Below are 21,776 nucleotides of genomic sequence, written 5' to 3' on the forward strand. Positions count from 1 at the left end.
ATGGAGAATAAACAAGCTACAAAGCTTGATGCACAATTCCACAATAAATACCAACACAAATTAATAGTAGCAATATCAACAATTGACTATATCAATAATAAACATAAAAAATACACACAAAGCAATCTACTTTACTACTTTAATGGAAACTTAAAACGCAATGGTCATAAAGAAACTACTCTTAAAACACTTCAAAAATATCTTTATAAATTAGAAAAAGTATTTAAAGTAACAATTAATTATCACAAACACTTGGGTGTTAACATGGGAACTGAAGTTCATTACAAACTTAAATACTCTAAAAAAGAATGTCACCTTATAATCAATAAACACTTTAGAGATAAAAAAGAAGAAAGACACAAAAACCGTGTAAATGACTACTTAAAAAAAAGATGTAATAAAAAGGAGAGTGTAGAAAAAGCGGAGTGTTTTAATAATACTTATAATAATAAAGAAGAAGATAAGAACAACATAAAATCTATAGAAAAATTACAAGTACAGAAATACGCTAAGAAATGCAATTTTAAATCAAATGCTTTCCTTTCTATTTTGAATTTAGAAGTAGACAAAAATTTTAAAATTCAATTATTGAAAGCCATTAAAATAGCTGAAAATAATGTGTATGAAAAAATAAACAGGATTAAATCAAATAACAGTAAACTTGAGAGTAAACAAAAAGAATTAAGCAAGATACTAGATGAGACAAAAGCTAATCTAGAGAATGAAGGATATGATAGTAAACAATTAGAAACACAAATACAAAATGTATATGAACAATATAAGAACAAACCCCACTTTATCATAGAAAAAAATAAATACAGTGATTTAAAGAATATAATAGGAAAACTTAAGAAGTCAGTTGAGCGTGTTAAATCAAATACTAAGAAAGATAAAAGAGATATTAGGAATAACATCTTTAGCATACTCATTGATCAATTAAGGCATAAAGTAAGAATTGAAATGTTTGTACCGTTGCTGAAAGAATATTTGAGTAAACAGGAAAGGTTAGATTATGGAAAAGTATTTAATAATCAGTATTACTATGATTTTTTAGATTTAATAAAGAATGATCAAAAATACCTGAAGGATAATGAATTTAAACAGGTTATTAATTAAAGGACTTGTTATGAATGATGTAATAGACAATGTAGAGAAGAAAAAAATAAGGTTAATTCCAAAAGAAGAAAAACTTCTTTTTATTAAGATAGAAGAGATTGAAGGTCGAAAAATATATCACACTAAAATTATGAAGGATCTATATACATTTGATGTTGATAAAAATCAAAAAGACAAATTTTTTATTTCATTAAGAGGATTATTTAATGAGGAAAAGGCGGAATATTTTAGATTATTTCCTATAAAAGAAGGAGATAAATTCTTGGGTATTTATTACGGCTATAGAAAACCTATAAAGAATGCTGTCAGAAAATATGAAGAAAATGGAATTACTAAATCGGTTGCGTTTTCAAAAGTTTATTACATAGAATTTAGATTTAAAAAAGGAAGTGTATTTTGTTATTTAAGAAGTTTTATTTATCTTCTTAAAAAGAATAAAGTTCATAAACGATATTACAAAACTTTAATTGATATGTTAACAAAATTAGAGAGAGAAGTATATAAATTCTATGAAAAAAAATTACCGGAAGGAGGTCTTATAACTAAATGGATAGAAAAAAACCTAAAATAATTACAATCGCATCAATTAAAGGTGGTGTTGGAAAAAGTACAACTTGTTTAGCATTGGCATTTTTGCTATCAAAAAGAAATAAAGTTTTGGTAATTGATATGGATACGCAAGCATCAGTTACTAGTTATTATCACGATAAAATACAAGATAGTAATATAAGTTTAAAACATCATAATATATATGAAGTTTTGGTTAATGAGTTGGATATTAAAAAGGCAATTGTAAATATTGATGCTAACTTAGATTTATTGCCAAGTTATTTAAGTTTACATATGCTTAATGAAAATGACATGGAATTTAAGGAATTATTATTAAAATCAAATTTAAGTTGTTTTTGTAATGATTATAACTACATAATATTAGATACAGCTCCTAGTTTTGATGTGATATCGAAAAATGCATTACTTAGTAGTAATTATATTATTGTCCCAATAATAGCCGAAAAATGGGCAGTTGAGTGTTTAGATTTATTTGATTTTTTCTTAAATAAGTTAGGTTTAAAACTTCCGGTTTTTTTGCTTATAACTAGGTTTAAAAAAAATAATACTCATAAAGAATTTTTAAATTTGTTAAAAAGTAGAGGTGATTTTTTAGGTATTATATCAGAAAGAGAAGATTTAAATAGAAATATAGCAAGTAATTCTAAATTTTCCTTAAAAAAAGACTATATGAAGGAATATGAAAATGCTATTAATAAATTTTTAGTACATTTAAAAATGCTGTATGATGGCTAATTTTGTTCATTTAAGTTGTCCCGAATCGGGACAACTTAAATAATGTTGATTGCTTGAGGAGTTTTTATGATTATTAAAGTAAATAAAAGAAATTTGGATACAATTGATAATGATCAATTTGATTATTATCAAAAATTGAAAAATAAATTGATTAATAATTTTAAAAAGGAAATTTTTCATAAAATAGAAGTTATTAAGATTTTGAAAGAAATTAAGGATAATGAATATTATAAGTTGGATGGATACAATAGTTTTAATTCTTTTGCAAAGAATTATAAAATAGCAAGGACTCAAGTATATGACTATCTTAGATTAGCAAATGCTATAGAAGAAGGATTATTAGAAGAGAGTTTTATTATTGAGAATGGGCTTACTATCTCTTTATTATCATTGCGAGATAAAGAAGGAGTAAGCATTAAAAAATCAAGACAAAATCCAATAAAACCATTAAGATTTCAACTAAAAAAACAAGAGAGTTATGATTTTTATAAGAAAAATGCCAAGTTTACAAGTTTCTTAATGGATGAGCTTTTTGAAAATCAAAGGGATTTTCTTGACAAAATTTTGAAAAAGTATAAAGAATTAAAAGGAGAATAACGAGGAGTTTTTATGGGTAATTTAGCATATAAGATATATAGAACAGAAGATTTAAAGAATGAGTTTTTAAATAAGGGATTTACTGAAGAAGCTGTGAATTTTATTTTACTTCATAATGATAATTCTAAATTTGAAGTCTTAAGAGAAAAAATGAATTCATTAGAGCAGCAAATCATTAATGTAGAGAGTAACTTAAAAAAAGATATTGAATTTACTAAGGTAGAATTTAAACGGGACATATCTAATTTAGATATCAAAATAGACAATGTAGAGAAGAATTTGCAAAAGGATATATCTAATATAGAGAAGAATCTCCAAAAGGAAATAACCAATCTAGATATTAAAATAGATAGTATAGAGAAAAATTTACTTAAGGAAATACAGAATAATAATGCAGTACTATTAGAAAAACTTAACACGGGAAATAGAATCATATATTTAATGATAATAGGAATAGGGATTTTTTTCCCAATTATTTCTTCTTTGATAAATAAATATTTTATAAATTAGTAATGGTTAAAATATTTTTAGCATATCAAAAAATAATTATATATTTGTTAATATAAATTTGATTTTTATTTAAAAAAGTAATACAATCAGTTACTAGGTATTGTTCATTTAAACTCTACCTGTATAATTTTTGTGCTGAAGCCACTATAGCTTACTTAAGGAGTCTAAACTAAGATTTTTTAAGTAAGCTATAGATTTTTTGTAATTTTTCGATTAAATATTTTCGTATGTAAGTCATTATATTTATGATTTTTTTGTTAAAATATTGTTAAAAAATAGTTTTTGCTATATAGTTGTTTGTATGAAAAATTTATACAAAAGGAGTTTAAATATGACAAAAACTAAAATGCGCAGATCAGTTAAGAAACTGGGTAAACAAAAGATAAAAGTAACAGATATAAGAGTAAATAATCAAGCTTTAGTAACTGATGAGAATCAAGCAAGGGTAAACTTTCTAAAATCTCTCTACACTCTACGTATGAATTTAAGTGGTGTTGCTAAGAACCTTAATGGATATGGGTATAAATATCAAAATTTCAATGAGATAATCAGAGAGATAAAGAATGTTATAAAGAGTAACAATTTAGATATTGATTTCCTGCAATGTCCAACATTTAAAGTTGTGGGAAATAATACAATTAATGTTATTACAACAACATTTTACAGTCCAAGTAGTGGCTACTGTGAGTCATTTGATACTCCAATTTACACAGAAGAATTTTCTTCTCTAGGGGCAAAGAATCAAAATACTTTATCTCAACTTGTAGGTTCATGCATAACATATCATAAAAGATATGCTCTTGTAGGATACCTATCAATAGAGAGTGAAGTTGACACCGATGCTAGTTCATTGGAGCATATTCAAGGAGCTAATGGGAAGCAGGCCAGTAGTGACGAAAATACTAAAAGAGTAACTAAAGGTGAAACAAAACAGCCACTTGTAAGTCACAAATCTGTAACTAGTCTTGATAAGCTGCCTAAACGTATACCCGTTAAGTATCATTATTACAAAAATTTACTTCAAGCATCTAAAAGAATGCATTCGGTATTAGATCATACACCTTTTGATAGTTTAGAAACAATAGATAAGTTTTTACTGCAATTAAATAATGCTGATGATTCGAGTATACTTGAGTTTTTTGAAACTAAACCAGAGCTTAAGACTATAGATTATTGGAGAGATCTTATAAATAGTTATTTAAAGAGGACAAAGTCTGATCCAGAAGTAATTGAAGGTTTTTCTAAATTTTTAGCCTGCAGAGAGTCAAAATATGGCCAGAGTCCACTCAAATTATTTGGATATATAGCAAGTGATGATAATTTTGGATATCTATGTAATAATTAAGTATAATCTCTATTCCATTTAAAGAGAGGCCTTAAGATAAAAACCTCTCTTTTTTATTTAATTTTGTAATTTTGAATATTTCCTATACACCATTTGGACAATGGGTTTAGTTATACTGATATATTCTTGAAACAAATTGATGTTAAACATTAAATTATCAATTGTACTCTCATATTTCAGTGTTGATGCGTCAAAATAAGTAAACTTAGGATACTTTGGGTCATTAACCTTTTTCTTTGTTCTAGTTAAGAATACTTGTAAGTACATAACATAATCAGATAACTTAGCTTCATAGACACTAAGTTCTTTAATAGTGTGTGTTTTAGGTGGTGTTGGTTCTTCAGTTAGTGATGCTATGGATGTACATGAGAGAATAAGTGTTGAGAGGGTCAATTTTATAAATTTGCTCAAATTATGCCTCCTTTAACATTTTGATGTAAGTACTCATTATCTTGTTACGTTTAGCTCTAAGTTGAGATGTGTATTTTGAAAGCTCATCAGAGTCAATAGAATTTTCTATAATTTCAATGTTAATCCTTAGTATCTCCTCAATTTCAGAAAGTAGTTTAATAGCCTCCCTCCCTTCCATTTGGTATATGCTAGCCTCATATAGAGCGTAAAAATAATTAACCACTTTAGTAAAAATGTTGATGTAAGTAGCAGTATTTTTCCCGTGATGATTATTTTTAATAATTTCGGTAAAGTTATTTAAAATATCAACACTTAATTTAGCAGTGCTTAATTTCATAAGTCTTCTCCTTTATCTGTGTCTTTAACACGTGTTTTTATCTTACTAGCTAAAATAGTTAGTATATCTTTAATTGCTGGCTTGAAAATCAGCCCAAGACTTAAGATAAATGCAGCAATAATAACTAACTTAACTTCATTGATGTTAATTAGTTGAAGTAAAAAATTTAATAAATTATTATCAAGTTCATTCAATTTGTCTCTCCTTTAATTTAATTTGGTAGATACAACTATATATCAATATATCAAAAACTAAGGTAAAAAATACAAATAAAAAATTATAGCTTCACAAGTAAAGGAGAGCCACTCACATTCTTTTGCATATACCAACCCTCTAAAATATTTCCATTAAAACCTGTACCGCCGTGTACACTTGAAAGCCTAAATAGGGTTCGTTTTGAAGAATAGCTATATTTTATGCTTACTTCTTTGTTAGATTGAGCAGTTGAATTAGAGATTGCATCAACTTTTACAATTAAATATATAGGAGTATCATCATATGAACTGTCTGTTTGTATAATAATTTCTTCATGGTTAGATGTGGATGTGGATCCAAGTTTAAAAACATAACGTCCATATTTTAAACTAGACATGTACACAGTGTTTCTATAATAATCGTCACTACTATTATAACTAGTTGCTCTTATTGTAGTAGTACTACTTACACTAAAACTATTACTAATACCAGTTAGATATTCTTGTACTGGGATTTTCTTTAAACTAGAGTAGTAAAGTCCTATAAGGTAATGACTTTTGCTTAAATTATCTTCAGGTAAGTTAGATTCAAATTTATTTGTAACTTTACTTATAATACTGTCCATAACACTAGATTCATTATTGTTAAGTTTTTCTACAACTTTACTATATGTCTTTGAAATACTACTAGAGTCATCATTTAAAAATTTGGTAAGTACTTGACTATAAACTTGGTTTATAAAGTTGGAGTCACCTAGTAATTCATTGGCAATTAGTGTTTTGATAACTTGTTTGAAATCATTCTTTCGATCGCCATCATCAATAAATATTTTTGTATGTAAGTCTTTATGGAAGTTATCAAGAGTAATGGCATGACAACTAGAAAACCCATCATCTAGAACCAAAAGATTAGTAGGTTCAAGTTTGGTTACTTTATTTAGATTTTTAATCTCAATTGTATCATCGTGTTTTACAACACTCTCTTGTGCTTGAGTTGACATAAAATCTCCTTAAATTATTATCCTTTAAATTCTCTGACGAATTTACCCTCATGGTTTTGTATCTTAAGTACCCTTCCAATGGGAATCAGTTTTTTGATAAATGCATAAATTGAATGCTCATATCCTTTAGGAAGCAAGGTCATAGTCCAAGCTTTTTTAAAGATTTGCCCATTCTCTTTAGTCCTGAATATAATTTTTTTATATGGGGTGGCTTTTGGAGTACTACCTACAATAAATACGATAACATTAGTTTTAATATGACTCTTAAGTTTGATATTAATAACACCAGGTTCTAAGGTAGTAGGCACAATATCAACATTAAGAAAAGCCTTAAATAGTTTTATAAATGATTCATGTGTTCCAATATGACGTAGAGCAAACAGCACACTATCAATATTTTTAGCAAGTGTGTCAAGTGTTTGGTTGGTTGAGTAAATAATTTGTAGTATATCAGATAACCAAAACGCTATGAATCTTGAATTTAAATGCTCGCTAGCATGAGTATCTTCAAAATTAGCAATAAGCTCTTTAATTTCTTTTATGATTTTATTTATAAACACCAGTTCAGTATTTATTATTTTTTCAACTTGGGTGTCTTTAAGAAATGTAGGTATATTTACCATAATCTATCCTTTTTTTTATGAAGAGATATCAATTAGCAAGCGATCAGCATTAAAGTTGAGATCTAAAATTTCATTTGCTTGAATTTGAATATTCTCATTTTGCTTGAACTCACTTGTATTAATATCAGTAATTTTTACCTCCAGGTTATCTTTTATAGCAATGGAGATGTCAATGCAATGAACACCTTTAATTTCATTAACAGGAGCAAAGAAATCTTGATATTCAAAACTGATTCCCATATCTGTGTAGTTATTATTTTTAATTCGAGTATAAATTTCTCTAATTTTAGAGTCAATGTTCAAATATATGTGATTTTCAAGATTGACTTTGTATTTACTCTTAAGATATGCGTACTTGCGTTTGCCAATTGATACTTTGTAATCAATTTTTTGGTTTTGGCTATTAATTCCATCTATGAGAATATCGCCTTCAAAAACTGTACCAACAGGACATGTAAGATAAAGTGTCTCCCAAATTAATGCTTTAAGATTAGAGTTTGTAATTTGACTCTTATCTTCACTCATCATCAAGTCATCTAATATTAGGTAAATACTAGCCTTTCCGGCTGTGCTTTTAATATTGACATTACTAATTCCATTAAGATTTAGTAATGCACTCTTTATAGCATCATAGGTAGTACTTTTAATGCTTATATGTTTTTGTATCTCTCTCCAATAAGGAGCATCTGGTTTAAGAAGAGAAAATAATTTGTTAACCTCACCTATAAGTTCATATTCTTTTATTGCAAGTGAGCTTGCAATGATATTGTAAATTGATGTGGGGTCATTATTAATTGTAATTCCATACATGTCTTTTAAATATTCACGTTTGGTATTAATTATTTGTTGTATATCCTGTTTTAAAGTTCCAAAGTCAGGATCAAAGAGAATACTCATATGCAAATCTCCATATCTAGGGTGTCGTTTGCAAATTCAAATGTAATGTTTAATTTTTTATTTATAATCGTTGTTTCAATGTTGATAGCGTCAATCTTTAGGTCTTGTATAATATTTGAAAGGTAAGTTTTAATTTGTGTTAAAGAGCTTACCTTAGCAAATCTTAAAGCTAAATCATAATCAAATCCCCAATTAGGAGCATTTTTAATACTACCCTTTGGAGTTTTAAGGAAAATAAATAAACGTTGCTTTTGTTCGTTTATTCCATTAATTAATGCTAAGTCCTCATTAAAGACAGAATTAAATTGATTGTCAATTTGTAAATCCAATGTCTAACCCTCAAGTTAGCAAGTATATTGCTTAATTTAACAAAAACCTATTTAAGTAACATATTTATCTTAGTTGTAATCTTTGTAAGATTACTGTAAAAACTAGGATCAACGACTGATTGTCCAGTAACCCTTAAATTGTATAGACAAGAGACAATCTCTTCTAGTACTGCCTTTAAACTTGTATTATTAGCTTTAATGTCTATTGGGTGTTGTATGTCAATTGCAAAGTCATTAACTTTGATAGTAGCATTTTGCATATTAATAGGCTTTAGAATATAGAAATAGTTTTTATCAAAATAATTATCATCATCCTCATTAAAAAGGTTAATACTACTTTGAAGAAGGATAACACTCTCACCTTCGCTAAGATTAAAGTGCATATTTGATATATTTCGTGTTTTAATCTCTAAATCTGTCTCTCCAGAGAGTAAAACTACACCTTCTTGTGTAGAGGGGTTGAAAGATTTAATTATTCCTAGCCTAGAGATAAAGATGTTTCTGTAAATCCATAGTTTGATCTCTTCTTGTGTTAGTGCTGAACCTTTCATTTGGCTATTCATTCTGTATATTTCATAATTCAAGTTCATATTTATTTAGCTTCTCCTTTGATATTTAAATAATTAGAGTCATCATAAAGCTTCAAGGTAAGTGAGCACTCACCAGTATTGCTTAAAGCAGCACTAGTCTCTATAATGCTACTCTTAACTTCACTCCCCAGAGAGTCTAGAAATTTGACCCTATCACCAACTTTTAGTTTGTGTGTATACATAATCTTGGCATTCCAATATATAAGTCTTATATTGCGGGTACTTCCGATAGCAATTTCTTGTTGCGGGATAAAGTGAAGACCAAAATCTTCAAGTAGTAAATAATTTGTATGTCCAGCTTCAGGTGTTGCGTTAGTAAAGATATAATTACACTCAACATGCTCAAGTCCTAGAGTTGATTCTTTAATAATTTGTCTTTGATCTTTAGGTATAATATCTGTTCTAACACTTTGAACATACTTTTTAGTTATCTTTTCAATAAACTCAAGAGGAGTATTTGCACAAAAACTCTCATCTATAATTTTTGTTCTATCAGCATAACTCATATTGATTATATGTCTATTAGGAAATGCTATAGAGATGGCATTCTCTACACTCATGCCTTGAAATTGATTTATGTCAAGTTTGCGATTGAAATAATTACTTTTTGTTGACAGATGAACTTCAAGATCAACACTAAAATCACCAGTATCATAATCAGTACTCATAGGAACACCTAAATACCCTGACATAATAAAATCATAATCTCTAGAGTCAGCAAATTTTTTATAAAATATCTTTACAATATCTCCTTCATTTACATTACGAGTAAAATCAAGAGATAAGTTCCAAAGAGTTAGCTTGCTTCTCTTTGCACACACATAATTATTGCTTGAGTAAATATCAGATATTGATATGTCAATGTGTATACCGTCTTCAGTTTTAATTATGATTTTAGGTTTTTCTTCTGATGTGCTAGTTTGACTTAGGTTATAAAATTCGATTTTAAAGTCGTATTTGATAAGCCTGAGATCCATTTCCTTATCCTTTATATACATTAAATGTTTTAAGAACTTCTAATGTGAGACTAATTTCAACCTCATCAAGGTATACTGTGTCTTTAAGGGTAAGAGATGTAATTGCAACTATGCTTCTAAACCCTAGAGTTGGGCTGTAGAGGCTAAATGGTACACTCTCTTGCACTCTGTTAACCAGTTGTTGTTTTGCTAAATTACTAGTATGAGGAAAAATTAACTTTCCAAAAGCCGTACTGGTTGAAAAATTAAGCAGTTCCTTATAAGCACTAGTTAATACAGCATTATTTAGTGTGATAACTTCGCCAGTAAAAGTTGGATTGTAGCTTACATATTCAGCTTTACGTGTATAATAGTCAATTACAGGACGTTTTGAACATGTTGTGGTGTAAGTTGTGCTAATTAGTTCACTTTTAGGTAAAATGAAGAACCCTTGAGGGACATATCCAAGTCCTTTAAAGTCCATCCTTGGACATAAACTTAAGAAATTATATGCCATAAACACAGTAGAGATTTCATTAAATGTTTCTTTAAGAATATTTGTTATTTGTGATGGTGTAAGATTTAAAGGGTCTAGGGTTGCCTTTAGGGGTGCTGTGTCTTTGTATTTATAAGTAAAATCAGTTGTAAATTGTGATATCATATATTTAAGGTGTCCTTATACTTGAATCTTCTTCTGTTTTAAGTTTATCAAGACTCTTACCACCATCTCCGCCTAAAAATTTAGGAAGTATTGCTTTAAGTCTTGCAATTAATGCGTCTAGAGAAAAAATACTTTTAATGCCCTTTATTAAAGGGTCGGTAACATGTGTTTGAAAATTAAACGTTAAAGCCCAATCGAGTATTTTGTTTAAAGAAGTAACTAACGGTTCTAATACCTTGGCAGTAAGTTTTGAACCTGTGTCATTAAGCTTTTCTAAGCTACTTTTAGCCTCTTCGCTCGAGCTTGAGTAAGTAGGAAATTTAAGTGAGTTCCAATCGTTAATTACTTCCTTTAGTTTATGACTTCTGTAATCAAGGGCCTGGCCTGGTGCTAGTATGTCATATTCCATTGCGGCTCGTTCATTATATTTACCAGTAAACTCTTTAAATGAGCTCATAATGTCATAAAGAGGACCGCTTTTACCTTGCAAGAATTCTACTACTGCTTTGGTAGCCGAGTTAGTATCATCAACAACCCCAGTAGATTTAAGCTTTGCAGCAAATTCTACTGCCTTTTTAAGATTACTTTCATTGTTTTGACCTAAAAATACAAGTTCTTTTCTAATTATCCCAGCCAAGTTTAGGAAATCTTCTCTCTCTAAATCCCTTTCAAATCCGGAAATTCCTTTAAGCATACCACTTAGTGATTTCTTCTCACCTTCTGTAAATACTTTTGAAGTAATTGAATGTGTTTTACTTAATTTTGCATTGTCTTCTAAAGATTTCTTAGCATAACTAAATATTCCCGAAGCACCACTACTAACAGCATTTCCAAGAGCAGTCCCAGCAGCGATTTTTAAAATACTAGCGCCTTTAAGAATACTACTTTGAACGGTTTTGTTAAGTGCTATTTCTTTGTGCCCTCCACGTTTCAAATCTTCATATTCTAGTCGTCTTAGCTCTTTAGTTGACATTAAGGAATGCTTGAATGCTTTTCGCCTAGCGTTTTCAAATGTGTATCCAAGCTTAATGAGTTTTTTAGTCTCACTGAGTCTAAACTTTTCTACACCCTCCCTTAAACGTTCATATTTGTTTTGTTTAGATAGTTCACGTTTCTTCTCATATAAATTGTGTTTTAATATATCCTTAGTACTCTTTAGATGTGATCGCTTAGGTTTAATTAAACGTTCTAGTTTAGAAATGTCGCTCTCTAAAGATTTGCGAGTTGATGCGTGATCAAGTACACCTTTAAATTTAATTGTAAATTTTGTTGTGTTCATAATACACCTTTACTAAGGAACATTTCAAATATTTGCTTTTCAAGTTTAAGTTCAGATATTTTGTTAACTTCCATTAAATCTTTATAATTTAGTGTTTTGACGTCATTTAAAGTGCAAACACCCATGATAATTGGAAAGAAATATTTGTTTTGTTTTATCTCTTCAAGTAGCTTAAAATATTCAAGCTTAGTTTCATGTAATACTTGTATATACTCATTACTACTGCTTTTCATAAATTTTAAATACCTTCTATATTTTGATATTTTGTATTATCTCTTCATAATTCCAACTATCATCAATGTAATCAAATTGTATAAAGCCACTAGTATTATTTAGATAATGACTTAAGTAAACTAAATTTGGTCTCTTAAAGTCAGGATCTGATTTGAATGTATCAAACTGAATTGAGTAAAGTATGGCTTGAAGATATTCTTTATAGTAAGTAATGTACTCTCTATTTTCATTTAAGATAAGATAAAATTCATCTAAAAAGCCAGGTTTAATCATTAAATTAGTAATTTCGTTTAAGTATTTAATTTCATTTAGTTTATGTATGCCTTCACTTTGTGAAAATCCTAATATAGAGTCCCACTTGTAAACAGGAAGTACTCTAACTTCAAATGTATGCGTCTTACTTTTAGTTAAAATATTCATTTTGTAACGTGTAATCACAAATCCTCCTTAATTATTAAATTTAATTGTCAACTGTGCATCCAACAGCTCTTATCTCAAAAGTAACTTTTTCAGCTTCAACAGAGTAACTTCTTGAAGGTTCTTCTGCAAAAAATGCAGAGTTAGATATGATTTTGATGTCTTCTAGGTCATTGAATACTAAATCTAACATTCTTTCATTTTTACTTTTGGATATGTTATAAAATTGGTCTTTTGAAAGCTTTGTTAGGAGTTTGTAATCATAAGTACCAATTGAAACCTCAATATTGAATATGAAAACAATGGTTCTAGGGTCTCTAAAGCTAACTATAGGCATTCCTCTATCTTCACTGCTAGCTACCGCTCTTGTTGTAGGTTCACTTGTAAGTTCTAACTTACCGCTTTGAATCTCATGGCCGCCAATAGAGAAAACTATGTTTCTTAAATCATAACATTGTGTCATTTCTTAAGTCTCCTTTAAGCTATTTAAGTAATTTTGTATATCTTGTGCTGTAATGTTTAGAAGAACTGCGTTCATAGAGTAGTTATAAGTAATCTCTACTGATAAGAAAAGCTTTAGAGCTTGTGTTGGTGATATTTGGATTTTAAGATTAGAGTACGCAACAATTACACCCCTATCAATGAAACGTTTAAGCATACACTCAACAGCCGAACTGTAAGCATTGTCTCGCTTACCTGAGAGTTGCAATTCTGATAATTTACTATTTTGTCTGTTATTAAAATTCCATACTCTAATAAGCTGTGATGTAAGTTCATATTTGATATAATGATAAGTGAAAATTTCATCAATTGGAGCACCTTCAAGTGTGACCCCTTCTTTAAAAGCTTTAACACCATCAAGACCAGTCTCATTAAGCAGTGCATAAAAATTAATATTCGCGTTCCGAAGTTTAGAAATTGTATCATCATCAGTAATAGGCTCCAAGCTGCTAAATTTGAGTCCATAAGGATTAGCAGCTTGAAATATGCTAGCTTCATGTAAGTATTTAGATATAAATCTTAAGTGAAGATGTGCATCACCTTGTGAGTGGATAACAATAATTTTAGATTTAGAATTCGCACCATCTTTAAACAACTCTTTTACTTCAGATTCTTTTGTTGCAAATACAAAAAAGTGCTTATCATCTTTAAAATGTGTATAATCATCTTTGTAAAGTGCAAGCCCATCACCACCATCACTGTTATTTACGTAAGTGTTTATAAGTACAATAAATGTATATCTATTGTCTTTAAGCTCTGTCTTAATTGCTTTTGATTCAGTTCCTTCTTTATATATGAGTAGTTTAACTGATTTAAGTCCAGAATCACCTGCTGAGAAGAATGCTTGGATTGCTCCCTTTAAGTATTCCTTCTCTTTACCAAATTCATCATCACTATTACTACCTTCCTTCTCAAGTGCGTCAATTTGTCTCTCAAAGCTATTTATATTTAAGTTTAATATCTTAATCTTAGGCGTTGTGGTGTTAACTTTAATTTTGGAACATTTGTACACAAGTAAAGGTGTGTAGTAATTTACATAATTTATATCTAATTTAGAATGTACCAAATTCACACTAATTGTATCTTGCGGCATTTACTTCTCCTCCTTAATTAGTTGTTCGATTACTTGCACACTAGCTTTAAAAGCTTGATTGCAACAATATGCAGCATTGCTATAATTAGAATCAATTTTAACAAGTCCACTATTTTGCATATTTGTTGTAGGATAAATATAAAAATTAAGTTCAGTTAAGTACCGCTCATCTTCACTTTGCAGCGTTACCTTATGAGTATTCTCATAAATAAAATCACTAAGTAGACTATAGATTTGAAACATTGTGTAATAAGCATCTCTCTCTTTAGAGCTTATAACCTGACTTAAGATGAATATTTGAAAATTCAGGACAAACTCATTCACATTCTTATAAAATGCACCAGCTCTTGAGCCTAATGTTAAGTCATCCATATTTTCAAATTTAATTGCAATAATGTTTGCACACTCAAGAGTGTATTTAGACATGTATGGATGATTGTATGTATTGATTAAATCTAAATTTAGAGCTAATTTAGAAGTACGTTCTTTAAAATTTTTAAAATACGAGATTAAGCTTTTATGTATGTCTTTTGTACTTAATATCACTCATTTATCCTATAGCTAATAGAATTTATCATCTCTTCAGTATCAACTAGAGTAACTTCTGGATGATGCGAACCTTTATCTCTCTTAAAGTCAATTGTCTTGCTAGATAGTGCGGGTTTTACCTTTTTTGACATGACATAATTTGTGTAATAAGTAATAAATGCTTCTCCTATAGCTTGCATGCCTTTTTTTGGACTTTTAAGAAAACAGGTTCTTATATAAGGTGTATTTATATACTCTCTAAATTCATAAGACTCAGCTACAGAATAAAGATGTGACCTTATAGGCAATTTGCTACTACCCATCTGATGAAGACTTGCAATTTTAGCATTGCGTTTATCAAACCAACCAATCTCTACTTCCATTCTACTTCCTTCAAAATCATAGTAAGATAGCCAATACTAGAGTCGATACTTAAAATTTCATAAAATGTACTTTGAGCTGAAATTCTATCTTTAAGTTCAAACTCTAGACTAGAGGTAGTATAAAGTTTATGAAGTGACTTAACATCATAAAGATTAATTTCAGGCAAGCTTGCAAGCGTGTCAGCTTTGATACTAAAGAGTACTCCTGTAAACTTGCTAAACTTACCCTTATCATAAGTTATCTCATGAGAAGCTAACTCCTCACACTTAGAGTAATTACCTTTGTGAAGTTTGAAATTCTCTTCATTTTGAAAGTAAGAGATTACTCTTGATGCTAGTCTTGAAAACCCATTTCTAACGTTACTAATCACTTTATAAATCCTATACAACAAGAGGGCATGTTTGTTTGGCTTTTTAGAGCACCAAGTAGCGATTCAAACTGTCTACAAAAACTTAAATTAGTATTAGCCTCATTACTAGCAGGATGATATGAAATTTCAAGCTCATTTAGCTTTTCATTTTTAATCCTCTCAAGGCCAAATTCACGTATTACTCCTGCTTGACTTAGCTTGCAGCCTATATAGTAACAAAGCAGTAATATCAGACTTGAGGAGCTAAGCATACGAGCATCAATGCTTTTAGTAATTATTATCATCTCAAGTAATTCTGTGTAAGTTTCAAACTGTGTAAATGATAATATGTCTTCATTTAAGTTAAGTAAACTTAAGACTTTACTGTGAAGTGTTTGAAGCTCGCCTGACATATCTTCTCCTCTCCTAATAATTATTAACTTTATGCCTTAATATCAACTCTTAAAATAGTATTTGCTGTTGCTAAGAGACCACCAAGCACAAAATCAAGGTATGAATGTGCAATAGTAGTTGAATCCTTATCAATTTGTTCATTTGGAATTGGCAACATGTATTTACTTGGTTTAAATTTAATAAGCTCTGCATTTAATGGATAAATTAGTATCTGATTTTGAAGTAAGTTACTTGTCTGTATATATACTTCTCTTCTATTATTAACAGCCTTTATGGTCTTAATAAGGAAGTCTTCCCATGAATCATTAGAAGAATAGGTGTTAGATGATGAGGACGTATTTGTTATTGCATATGGTTTGATAAGTTTCAAACTGGTTTGTGGATCAACTAATACCATAAATGGTGTTGAGAATTCATCTCCTAGCTCTAATTTTGCAAGTCCTGACTCAATCTTTTCAAATATCTTATCCATTTTATCTTTATTTGAAGCCTCAACTTCTTCTTTAACTTGTTTTGGCATATTAAGAAGTCCGTACATATTAGGAAGCATGCGTTTTTCATTCTTTCCATCTCTCTGGATTGAAACAGCACCTGTTAAGATAAAATGGTCAATAAGTTTAATAATTTCATTGCTTGCAAGCTTATATGCTTCTCTAAAGGGGAGTAAATTGTTATTTACATCACCTGCATAATCATTATTTTTATAAAACTTCTCAGCGGTTTGCTTTAAATGTCTAAACCTGTACTGTAAGCTAAGGTAATTAAGCTTGATTGACTCTGATTTAAATCCTATTGTTGCAATAGTATTAACTTCATTTACTAATGTTGTAGGATTTGCATCAAGAAACGCATCCCATTTTATTGTTTTTAAGTATCCTATCGTTAAATTGACATCTTCGATTTGTTCATTTGAAAACCATTTGTAAAATACTGGTGTCTTTATCTCCGGGAATACATTTGCTATTTCTTTAGCATAATAGTTTTGGTCATATAATTCTGACATTTTTAAACTCCTTTAATTTATTAACTTGGCTTACCTTTATTACCATAAACAGCCACATGTACTATGTAAAGGTTATCCGTACTATCAATTTCGATTGAATTTGACAATGCTACTGCATTAATTTTGTTATTACTTGAAGTATTCTTTTCAACTTGTCCATTTGAGTTAAATTTAAGCTTATCTTTTTCCTTAATAGAATTATCTTTAGCTACAAGATACCCTTGAAATCTATTTGTAATAGGAATTACTGTTGCGGTACTAGTAAATTCATCAACATCTATGCATATTCCATAAAGGTCATCCTCACCTCCAGCTTCAACATGTGGTTCATAGTGTGGATCTACAACACGTTTTACTCCTCTTTTGTATGGATAGCCTTTAAAGAAGTAATTCTCTAACTTGTCATGCTTACTAGTTAGAGTCCCGCCAGAATTACTAAAATGTAAATTCTTATCTCTAAAATCAGTAGTGTTACTAAAGACACAACCATCATTGCTAGGATTCTTCATTAGCTTTTTTAGTTTTTTAGCTTGTTCTTCATATTTATTTACTAACTCAGTTACACTTGACACTGTAATCCTCCTATTTTAAGAAATTGCCTTATTACCATAAAGAGATATCTTTACTAAATACAATTTATAATCTTCTTGCCCTCGCTTATCATTCTCATCAGTAAGGTGTAATGTAAATATGTTACTTAGTGCAATTGCGTTAATTGAAACTGATGAGGTACTAGATGCTTTAATCACTTCTCCATTTGAATTGAAATCTAATCTATCACCTATTGCAATCCCACTTGAGCTTCCAGATACAACGTAACCCTCAAAATTATCAGTTATTGGTATTACCGTTGCCACATTAGTATTCTCATCTATATCAATGCATATTCCATACATATTCTTGCCATCAGAAACTTCTACTTGCACTTCATCAGATTTACTTGTTTCAATTTTTAATTTAACAGCACGTTTGTATGGAAATCCTAAAGATGGGTATTCTTCTAATTTATCTGTGCTACTTGATACAGATTGACATATAGCATCAAATGTTAAATTTTTATCTCTAAATCCAGTCTTGGCTTTAAAAACAGGTGACTCATCATCAAAACTTTTAGAGTATTTTCGCAATTTTAACAAATATTCTTTAAGCGTCTTACCTTGGTCTGTCTCTAGTACTGCTGCATGTCTCTTACCTCTTCGCCTAACTTTTGTAGAATCATCTTGCATGGATGCTTCTTGTTCTTGTTCTAGTTGTTGTTTTAAAACCTGGATAACTTCAGTATCATCCATTTGAGAATAAATATCAGAATCAACCGATTCATGCTTAACATTTGGTATTAAGTTTGGATCTTGATGATCTTCTCTACTCACCATTAATCAATCCCTCGATTCCCAAATATACTTACAAGTGCTATGTACAGGTTTTCATTAATTTTAAATGCCTTTGATAAGGCAGTACCATTAATAACACGAGAACCTGAACCGCTGTCATTTTCAATCTCTCCATTAGTATCAAATTTAACTTTGACACCTGGTGTAATTGAAGATTGACTACTCTTCTTTACTACTAAATATCCAGTAAAATTATTTGTAATAGGAATTACTGTTGCGGTCCCAGTAAACTCATCAATATCAATGCATATTCCATAAAGGTCAGAACCACCCCCAGCCTCAACACAAGGTTCATAACCATCCTCAAAAGATAACTTTACTCCTCTCTTGTATGGATATCCCTTAATTGGATAATTTTCTAACCTATCAACACTGCTGGATATAGTCCCACCTTGATTTGCAAAGTGTATTCCTTTATCTTTAAAACCTATATCTACATGAAATAGACCAGCATCTCTATTTGGGTTCTTCATTAGGTCTTGTATTTCTTCTACTTTCTTTAAGTATTCTTCTCTAATCTGTGTTATAGTCTGTGACATATATACTTATCTCCTTTAAGCAGCTTTTTGACTTTTAAGCTTATAAAACTCATGTCTCATGTCTTTATAACCATTTGCAATAGAAATACTAAATTCATCAAAGTTTTGGGGACTAAAGTTAGAATTTAATATGGATATATCCTCATTTACCAAGTCAAGTTTAATCTCCCCTTTTGGACTGGAACTAGTAGTAGAGCGAGTTCTTTTTCTTATATTTGATTTAGCAAGGTTTACAAGTTGTTCAAGTACTTTTCCATCTAAATGTTGTACTTCCCTTACATTAGCAATAGCTTGAATATCATCAACCGGTACATATTTCCTAACAAGTTCCCTACGTTGTGCTTGTATTATATCTTTCAGTGAGTATCCCCTAGCAAGAAGTGTCTCTTTATTGAAATGTGAACTTAAATGTTTACGTGCTAAAGTATCAATCTCATTAATACGAGTAGCTTCACTGAGTAATCTATTTTCTTCTTCCAAGCGCACTTGTGAATCAGCAAGCTCTTTTGATATCATCTCATTAATACTTAAATTCTTATCTTCAGATTCTTTTGCTGCTTTGTACGCTTTATATTCTTCATATTCCTTATATTCTTTTAAACTTAAAGTAATACCATTGCTACCCTCCAAGTTATCCTCTACACTCTTAGCTAAGCCATCATTTTGTGTGCTATCTATATTTTCTTGTATGTTTTGATTCATAAAATCTCCTTATTAACCTTCATAAAAAAATAATTTATGCTTTAAAACATTAAGTTCTCTTGTGCTTAATGTTTTACTTAACTCCAATTCCTTATATTTAAGGGCTAATTCTATAAGTCGCATATCACTCTCATACTTTTCTTCTTCAGTTAGTACATAAAGTGAATTAAATCTCATGTCTAAATGATAATGTTTAACAAGTTTACTATTACAACTAATCTCTAACTCTTCTTGAACACTTTTTAAAAAGTCATAATAATTAGACCTATCACCTTTACCATCATTCCCAAGCCCCTTGGTTTGTTCATTAAAGCTTCTAGTTAATGGCTCTTTTGTGTCAGCACCAATCTTTGCCTTTACTAAGGCTAATGCTTCCTTTAAATAGGTTAAGTCATACTTAATAACTTCAAGTGACGCATCTGGTGTGCCACTGTAAAAAATACCATTATTATTTATGTTAGATATAAGTTTAGAGAGCTCTCGCTCTAAATCTCTATTTACACTCTTAAGTGTGTTTATATGACTTTGCTCTTCATCTACATTTCTTTTAAACAGGTTAGAAAATATGCTTGGCTTATAATTAACACCCTTAGTTAAAAGCTCTAATGAGTTTGTAGCATCACTTAAGGCATCTTGTAATGTTGCTAATGATTCATCTTTGTAGAATAAAAAGTTATGTTGCCCTATTCGCCGCTCTATTTCTTTATATATTTCTTCAAAAAGATATATATTAAGCAAAAAACTTTGCGTATAACATGGACTGTAGGCTTTAAGTATATAATCATAATTAGAGTGTATGATTACCCTACTCTTATGAATCTTTACTTCTCTATAAGATACCTTCTCATCTGTATTTACTTTGAAATTGTATGTTATATAAGTAAAGTCAGGCCCCTCATCGCGAACGCTGTTATAGTCAAGATACATAAATCCAGTAGGAAGTTCTCGGTTCACGCTTAAGTGTAAATCTTCTAAAGCGTCAGCAGTTTTAACTAAAATGTATCCAACACCATTAAAACGGTAACTAATTAGGCACTGCAATAATGCTGTCTTTAACTCTATTTTTAAGGCTTCTAAAGCATCATTAATATTAATAACAGTATTAATACTATTTAAGGTGATTCCATTCTTAAGAGTATCTTCTGCTACATTTGAAATGTAGTTTCTAAAAAATATTTAATATTTATATAAGTCTTTTGCGTTTATATTGCTATTTAAAATCATGGCTTCTTTAACCTTTCACCATCAATTAAGCATATGGAGAAAATATAACGCAACAATTGACAAAAACTAATTATTTCTAACAAAATTTAAATAATTTTTGTAAAAAATGACTAAAAAAAGATAATTTAAAGAAGGTCAATTAAATAAAGGAATAGGTAAATAAATTTACTTTACTAATAATGACATTAATGCTAAGAATATTCCTATATTAAGGGTAATAAGAGTTCCAAACATCCAACCATGAAGTTTAAGTTTATTATCGAGGTCCTTAATATCTGATTTCAGTTCAGTTCTAACATTGTCAATTTTGTTATCAAGTTCATTGAATTTGGTATCAATCTTATTATCAAGTTCGGTTTTGACAGATTTAATCTCAGATTGTAAGAGAGCTTCAACTTTTTCAAGCTTAAGGTTAAAGTTATTCTCTACAGTGTCTATTTTGGTGTTAAGATTATTCTCAACGGTGTCTATTTTTTTATCGAGTTCATTAAATTTAGTATCTATTTTGGTATTAAGTTCATTAAATTTGGTATCGAATTTATTATCGAGATCTTTAATATCAGATTTTAATTCACTTCTAACGTTATCAATTTTATTATCCAGGTCTCTAATATCAGCTTGTAAGAGTGATTCTACCTTTTCAAGTTTAATATCAAAGTTTTCTTTTAAGAATTCAATATCTTTATAAGTCAGTTCATTACGATAATACCTATAAGAGAGATCAATAGCAATATCTCTTTTAATACCGGCTTTAGTAAGTTCAGCTATAACCATTTGCTGAGTAATAACAGGCTGCGCAAGTCCCATAAAAAACTCCTTATGTAATTATTATATAATATTTTAAGT

The 21,776-nt window shown here is 29.5% G+C and carries 32 protein-coding genes; 6 read left to right on the plus strand and 26 right to left on the minus strand.

The window, feature by feature from the left end:
• From bpuSUM_RS06015 to bpuSUM_RS06040, 6 genes are all read left to right on the plus strand, one after another.
• Positions 1 to 1,116 (plus strand): plasmid maintenance protein, encoded by a 1,116-nt coding sequence (locus bpuSUM_RS06015; protein ID WP_247067131.1) that lies wholly within the window; start codon positions 1 to 3, stop codon positions 1,114 to 1,116.
• Between the two features lie 10 nt (positions 1,117 to 1,126).
• On the plus strand, positions 1,127 to 1,687 hold the full coding sequence (locus tag bpuSUM_RS06020) for a DUF226 domain-containing protein (protein WP_247067177.1): 561 nt from the start codon (positions 1,127 to 1,129) through the stop codon (positions 1,685 to 1,687).
• Positions 1,663 to 2,421, plus strand: coding sequence for a ParA family protein (locus bpuSUM_RS06025; protein ID WP_247067138.1), 759 nt, complete (start codon positions 1,663 to 1,665; stop codon positions 2,419 to 2,421). Before bpuSUM_RS06020 ends, bpuSUM_RS06025 begins: the two co-directional genes overlap by 25 nt.
• Positions 2,422 to 2,487: 66 nt before the next feature.
• Positions 2,488 to 3,018, plus strand: coding sequence for a chromosome replication/partitioning protein (locus bpuSUM_RS06030; RefSeq protein ID WP_247067139.1), 531 nt, complete (start codon positions 2,488 to 2,490; stop codon positions 3,016 to 3,018).
• A 12-nt stretch (positions 3,019 to 3,030) separates the two neighbouring features.
• The gene (gene bdr, locus bpuSUM_RS06035; protein ID WP_247067140.1) at positions 3,031 to 3,528 is read left to right on the plus strand and encodes a Bdr family repetitive protein; all 498 of its coding nucleotides are present in this window, start codon (positions 3,031 to 3,033) and stop codon (positions 3,526 to 3,528) included.
• Positions 3,529 to 3,859: 331 nt separating this feature from the next.
• Positions 3,860 to 4,873, plus strand: coding sequence for an ERF family protein (locus tag bpuSUM_RS06040; protein WP_247067141.1), 1,014 nt, complete (start codon positions 3,860 to 3,862; stop codon positions 4,871 to 4,873).
• Positions 4,874 to 4,930: 57 nt separating this feature from the next.
• On the opposite strand, the gene bpuSUM_RS06045 is transcribed toward bpuSUM_RS06040, so the two are convergent.
• The 26 genes from bpuSUM_RS06045 to bdr (bpuSUM_RS06170) all read right to left on the minus strand — a co-directional run bounded on the left by bpuSUM_RS06045 (position 4,931) and on the right by bdr (bpuSUM_RS06170) (position 21,737).
• Complete coding sequence (locus bpuSUM_RS06045; RefSeq protein ID WP_247067069.1) at positions 4,931 to 5,284, minus strand: BBA14 family lipoprotein; 354 nt, start codon at positions 5,282 to 5,284, stop codon at positions 4,931 to 4,933.
• Position 5,285: 1 nt separating this feature from the next.
• Positions 5,286 to 5,621, minus strand: coding sequence for a BlyB family putative holin accessory protein (locus tag bpuSUM_RS06050; RefSeq protein WP_247067078.1), 336 nt, complete (start codon positions 5,619 to 5,621; stop codon positions 5,286 to 5,288).
• Positions 5,618 to 5,815 (minus strand): BlyA family holin, encoded by a 198-nt coding sequence (locus bpuSUM_RS06055; RefSeq protein ID WP_247067080.1) that lies wholly within the window; start codon positions 5,813 to 5,815, stop codon positions 5,618 to 5,620. Before bpuSUM_RS06055 ends, bpuSUM_RS06050 begins: the two co-directional genes overlap by 4 nt.
• 83 nt (positions 5,816 to 5,898) lie before the next feature.
• Positions 5,899 to 6,816, minus strand: coding sequence for a DUF685 domain-containing protein (locus bpuSUM_RS06060; protein WP_247067142.1), 918 nt, complete (start codon positions 6,814 to 6,816; stop codon positions 5,899 to 5,901).
• Positions 6,817 to 6,833: 17 nt separating this feature from the next.
• A complete protein-coding gene (locus bpuSUM_RS06065) occupies positions 6,834 to 7,439 on the minus strand; it encodes a DUF735 family protein (RefSeq protein WP_247067084.1) in 606 nt (201 codons plus the stop codon).
• Positions 7,440 to 7,454: 15 nt separating this feature from the next.
• Positions 7,455 to 8,336, minus strand: coding sequence for a DUF276 domain-containing protein (locus bpuSUM_RS06070; RefSeq protein WP_247066919.1), 882 nt, complete (start codon positions 8,334 to 8,336; stop codon positions 7,455 to 7,457).
• The gene (locus tag bpuSUM_RS06075; protein ID WP_247066849.1) at positions 8,333 to 8,665 is read right to left on the minus strand and encodes a contractile injection system sheath initiator; all 333 of its coding nucleotides are present in this window, start codon (positions 8,663 to 8,665) and stop codon (positions 8,333 to 8,335) included. The genes bpuSUM_RS06070 and bpuSUM_RS06075 overlap by 4 nt, the downstream gene beginning before the upstream one ends.
• Positions 8,666 to 8,712: 47 nt before the next feature.
• Complete coding sequence (locus bpuSUM_RS06080) at positions 8,713 to 9,255, minus strand: DUF777 family protein (protein WP_247067086.1); 543 nt, start codon at positions 9,253 to 9,255, stop codon at positions 8,713 to 8,715.
• Between the two features lie 2 nt (positions 9,256 to 9,257).
• The gene (locus tag bpuSUM_RS06085; protein WP_247067087.1) at positions 9,258 to 10,232 is read right to left on the minus strand and encodes a DUF693 family protein; all 975 of its coding nucleotides are present in this window, start codon (positions 10,230 to 10,232) and stop codon (positions 9,258 to 9,260) included.
• A 4-nt stretch (positions 10,233 to 10,236) separates the two neighbouring features.
• On the minus strand, positions 10,237 to 10,872 hold the full coding sequence (locus tag bpuSUM_RS06090; protein WP_247066855.1) for a DUF792 family protein: 636 nt from the start codon (positions 10,870 to 10,872) through the stop codon (positions 10,237 to 10,239).
• 4 nt (positions 10,873 to 10,876) lie between these two features.
• A complete protein-coding gene (locus bpuSUM_RS06095) occupies positions 10,877 to 12,151 on the minus strand; it encodes a DUF759 family protein (RefSeq protein ID WP_247067143.1) in 1,275 nt (424 codons plus the stop codon).
• Positions 12,148 to 12,384 (minus strand): DUF1322 family protein, encoded by a 237-nt coding sequence (locus bpuSUM_RS06100; RefSeq protein WP_025407617.1) that lies wholly within the window; start codon positions 12,382 to 12,384, stop codon positions 12,148 to 12,150. The genes bpuSUM_RS06095 and bpuSUM_RS06100 overlap by 4 nt, the downstream gene beginning before the upstream one ends.
• Before the next feature lie 16 nt (positions 12,385 to 12,400).
• The gene (locus bpuSUM_RS06105) at positions 12,401 to 12,823 is read right to left on the minus strand and encodes a DUF1473 family protein (RefSeq protein ID WP_247066929.1); all 423 of its coding nucleotides are present in this window, start codon (positions 12,821 to 12,823) and stop codon (positions 12,401 to 12,403) included.
• Positions 12,824 to 12,845: 22 nt separating this feature from the next.
• Positions 12,846 to 13,265: a DUF1463 family protein gene (locus bpuSUM_RS06110; RefSeq protein ID WP_247066930.1), complete on the minus strand. Its 420-nt coding sequence runs from the start codon at positions 13,263 to 13,265 to the stop codon at positions 12,846 to 12,848.
• Between the two features lie 3 nt (positions 13,266 to 13,268).
• The gene (locus bpuSUM_RS06115; RefSeq protein ID WP_247067144.1) at positions 13,269 to 14,396 is read right to left on the minus strand and encodes a DUF787 family protein; all 1,128 of its coding nucleotides are present in this window, start codon (positions 14,394 to 14,396) and stop codon (positions 13,269 to 13,271) included.
• Positions 14,397 to 14,942, minus strand: a complete 546-nt coding sequence (locus tag bpuSUM_RS06120; protein WP_247066934.1) for a DUF764 family protein — start codon at positions 14,940 to 14,942, stop codon at positions 14,397 to 14,399. It abuts the gene before it with no gap.
• Complete coding sequence (locus tag bpuSUM_RS06125) at positions 14,939 to 15,307, minus strand: hypothetical protein (RefSeq protein WP_247067093.1); 369 nt, start codon at positions 15,305 to 15,307, stop codon at positions 14,939 to 14,941. Before bpuSUM_RS06125 ends, bpuSUM_RS06120 begins: the two co-directional genes overlap by 4 nt.
• Positions 15,298 to 15,678 carry a DUF1506 family protein gene (locus bpuSUM_RS06130; RefSeq protein WP_247067145.1) on the minus strand — a complete coding sequence of 127 codons (381 nt, stop codon included), beginning with the start codon at positions 15,676 to 15,678 and terminating at the stop codon, positions 15,298 to 15,300. The genes bpuSUM_RS06125 and bpuSUM_RS06130 overlap by 10 nt, the downstream gene beginning before the upstream one ends.
• A complete protein-coding gene (locus bpuSUM_RS06135) occupies positions 15,675 to 16,070 on the minus strand; it encodes a DUF3890 domain-containing protein (RefSeq protein ID WP_247067146.1) in 396 nt (131 codons plus the stop codon). Before bpuSUM_RS06135 ends, bpuSUM_RS06130 begins: the two co-directional genes overlap by 4 nt.
• Positions 16,071 to 16,099: 29 nt before the next feature.
• Complete coding sequence (locus bpuSUM_RS06140) at positions 16,100 to 17,074, minus strand: hypothetical protein (protein WP_247066940.1); 975 nt, start codon at positions 17,072 to 17,074, stop codon at positions 16,100 to 16,102.
• 20 nt (positions 17,075 to 17,094) lie between these two features.
• Positions 17,095 to 17,646 carry a DUF228 domain-containing protein gene (locus bpuSUM_RS06145; protein ID WP_247066943.1) on the minus strand — a complete coding sequence of 184 codons (552 nt, stop codon included), beginning with the start codon at positions 17,644 to 17,646 and terminating at the stop codon, positions 17,095 to 17,097.
• A gap of 15 nt (positions 17,647 to 17,661) precedes the next feature.
• Positions 17,662 to 18,447, minus strand: a complete 786-nt coding sequence (locus bpuSUM_RS06150) for a DUF228 domain-containing protein (protein WP_247066945.1) — start codon at positions 18,445 to 18,447, stop codon at positions 17,662 to 17,664.
• Entirely contained in the window at positions 18,447 to 19,004 is a 558-nt protein-coding gene (locus bpuSUM_RS06155) for a DUF228 domain-containing protein (protein ID WP_247067147.1), read from the minus strand. Before bpuSUM_RS06155 ends, bpuSUM_RS06150 begins: the two co-directional genes overlap by 1 nt.
• Before the next feature lie 15 nt (positions 19,005 to 19,019).
• On the minus strand, positions 19,020 to 19,706 hold the full coding sequence (locus bpuSUM_RS06160) for a DUF1357 family protein (RefSeq protein WP_247067101.1): 687 nt from the start codon (positions 19,704 to 19,706) through the stop codon (positions 19,020 to 19,022).
• A gap of 12 nt (positions 19,707 to 19,718) precedes the next feature.
• Positions 19,719 to 20,882: an anti-CBASS protein Acb1 family protein gene (locus bpuSUM_RS06165; protein ID WP_247067171.1), complete on the minus strand. Its 1,164-nt coding sequence runs from the start codon at positions 20,880 to 20,882 to the stop codon at positions 19,719 to 19,721.
• 213 nt (positions 20,883 to 21,095) lie between these two features.
• Complete coding sequence (bdr, locus tag bpuSUM_RS06170; RefSeq protein ID WP_247067149.1) at positions 21,096 to 21,737, minus strand: Bdr family repetitive protein; 642 nt, start codon at positions 21,735 to 21,737, stop codon at positions 21,096 to 21,098.
• Positions 21,738 to 21,776 lie beyond the last annotated feature (39 nt).

The organism is Borrelia puertoricensis (assembly GCF_023035875.1).
Lineage (GTDB): Bacteria > Spirochaetota > Spirochaetia > Borreliales > Borreliaceae > Borrelia > Borrelia puertoricensis.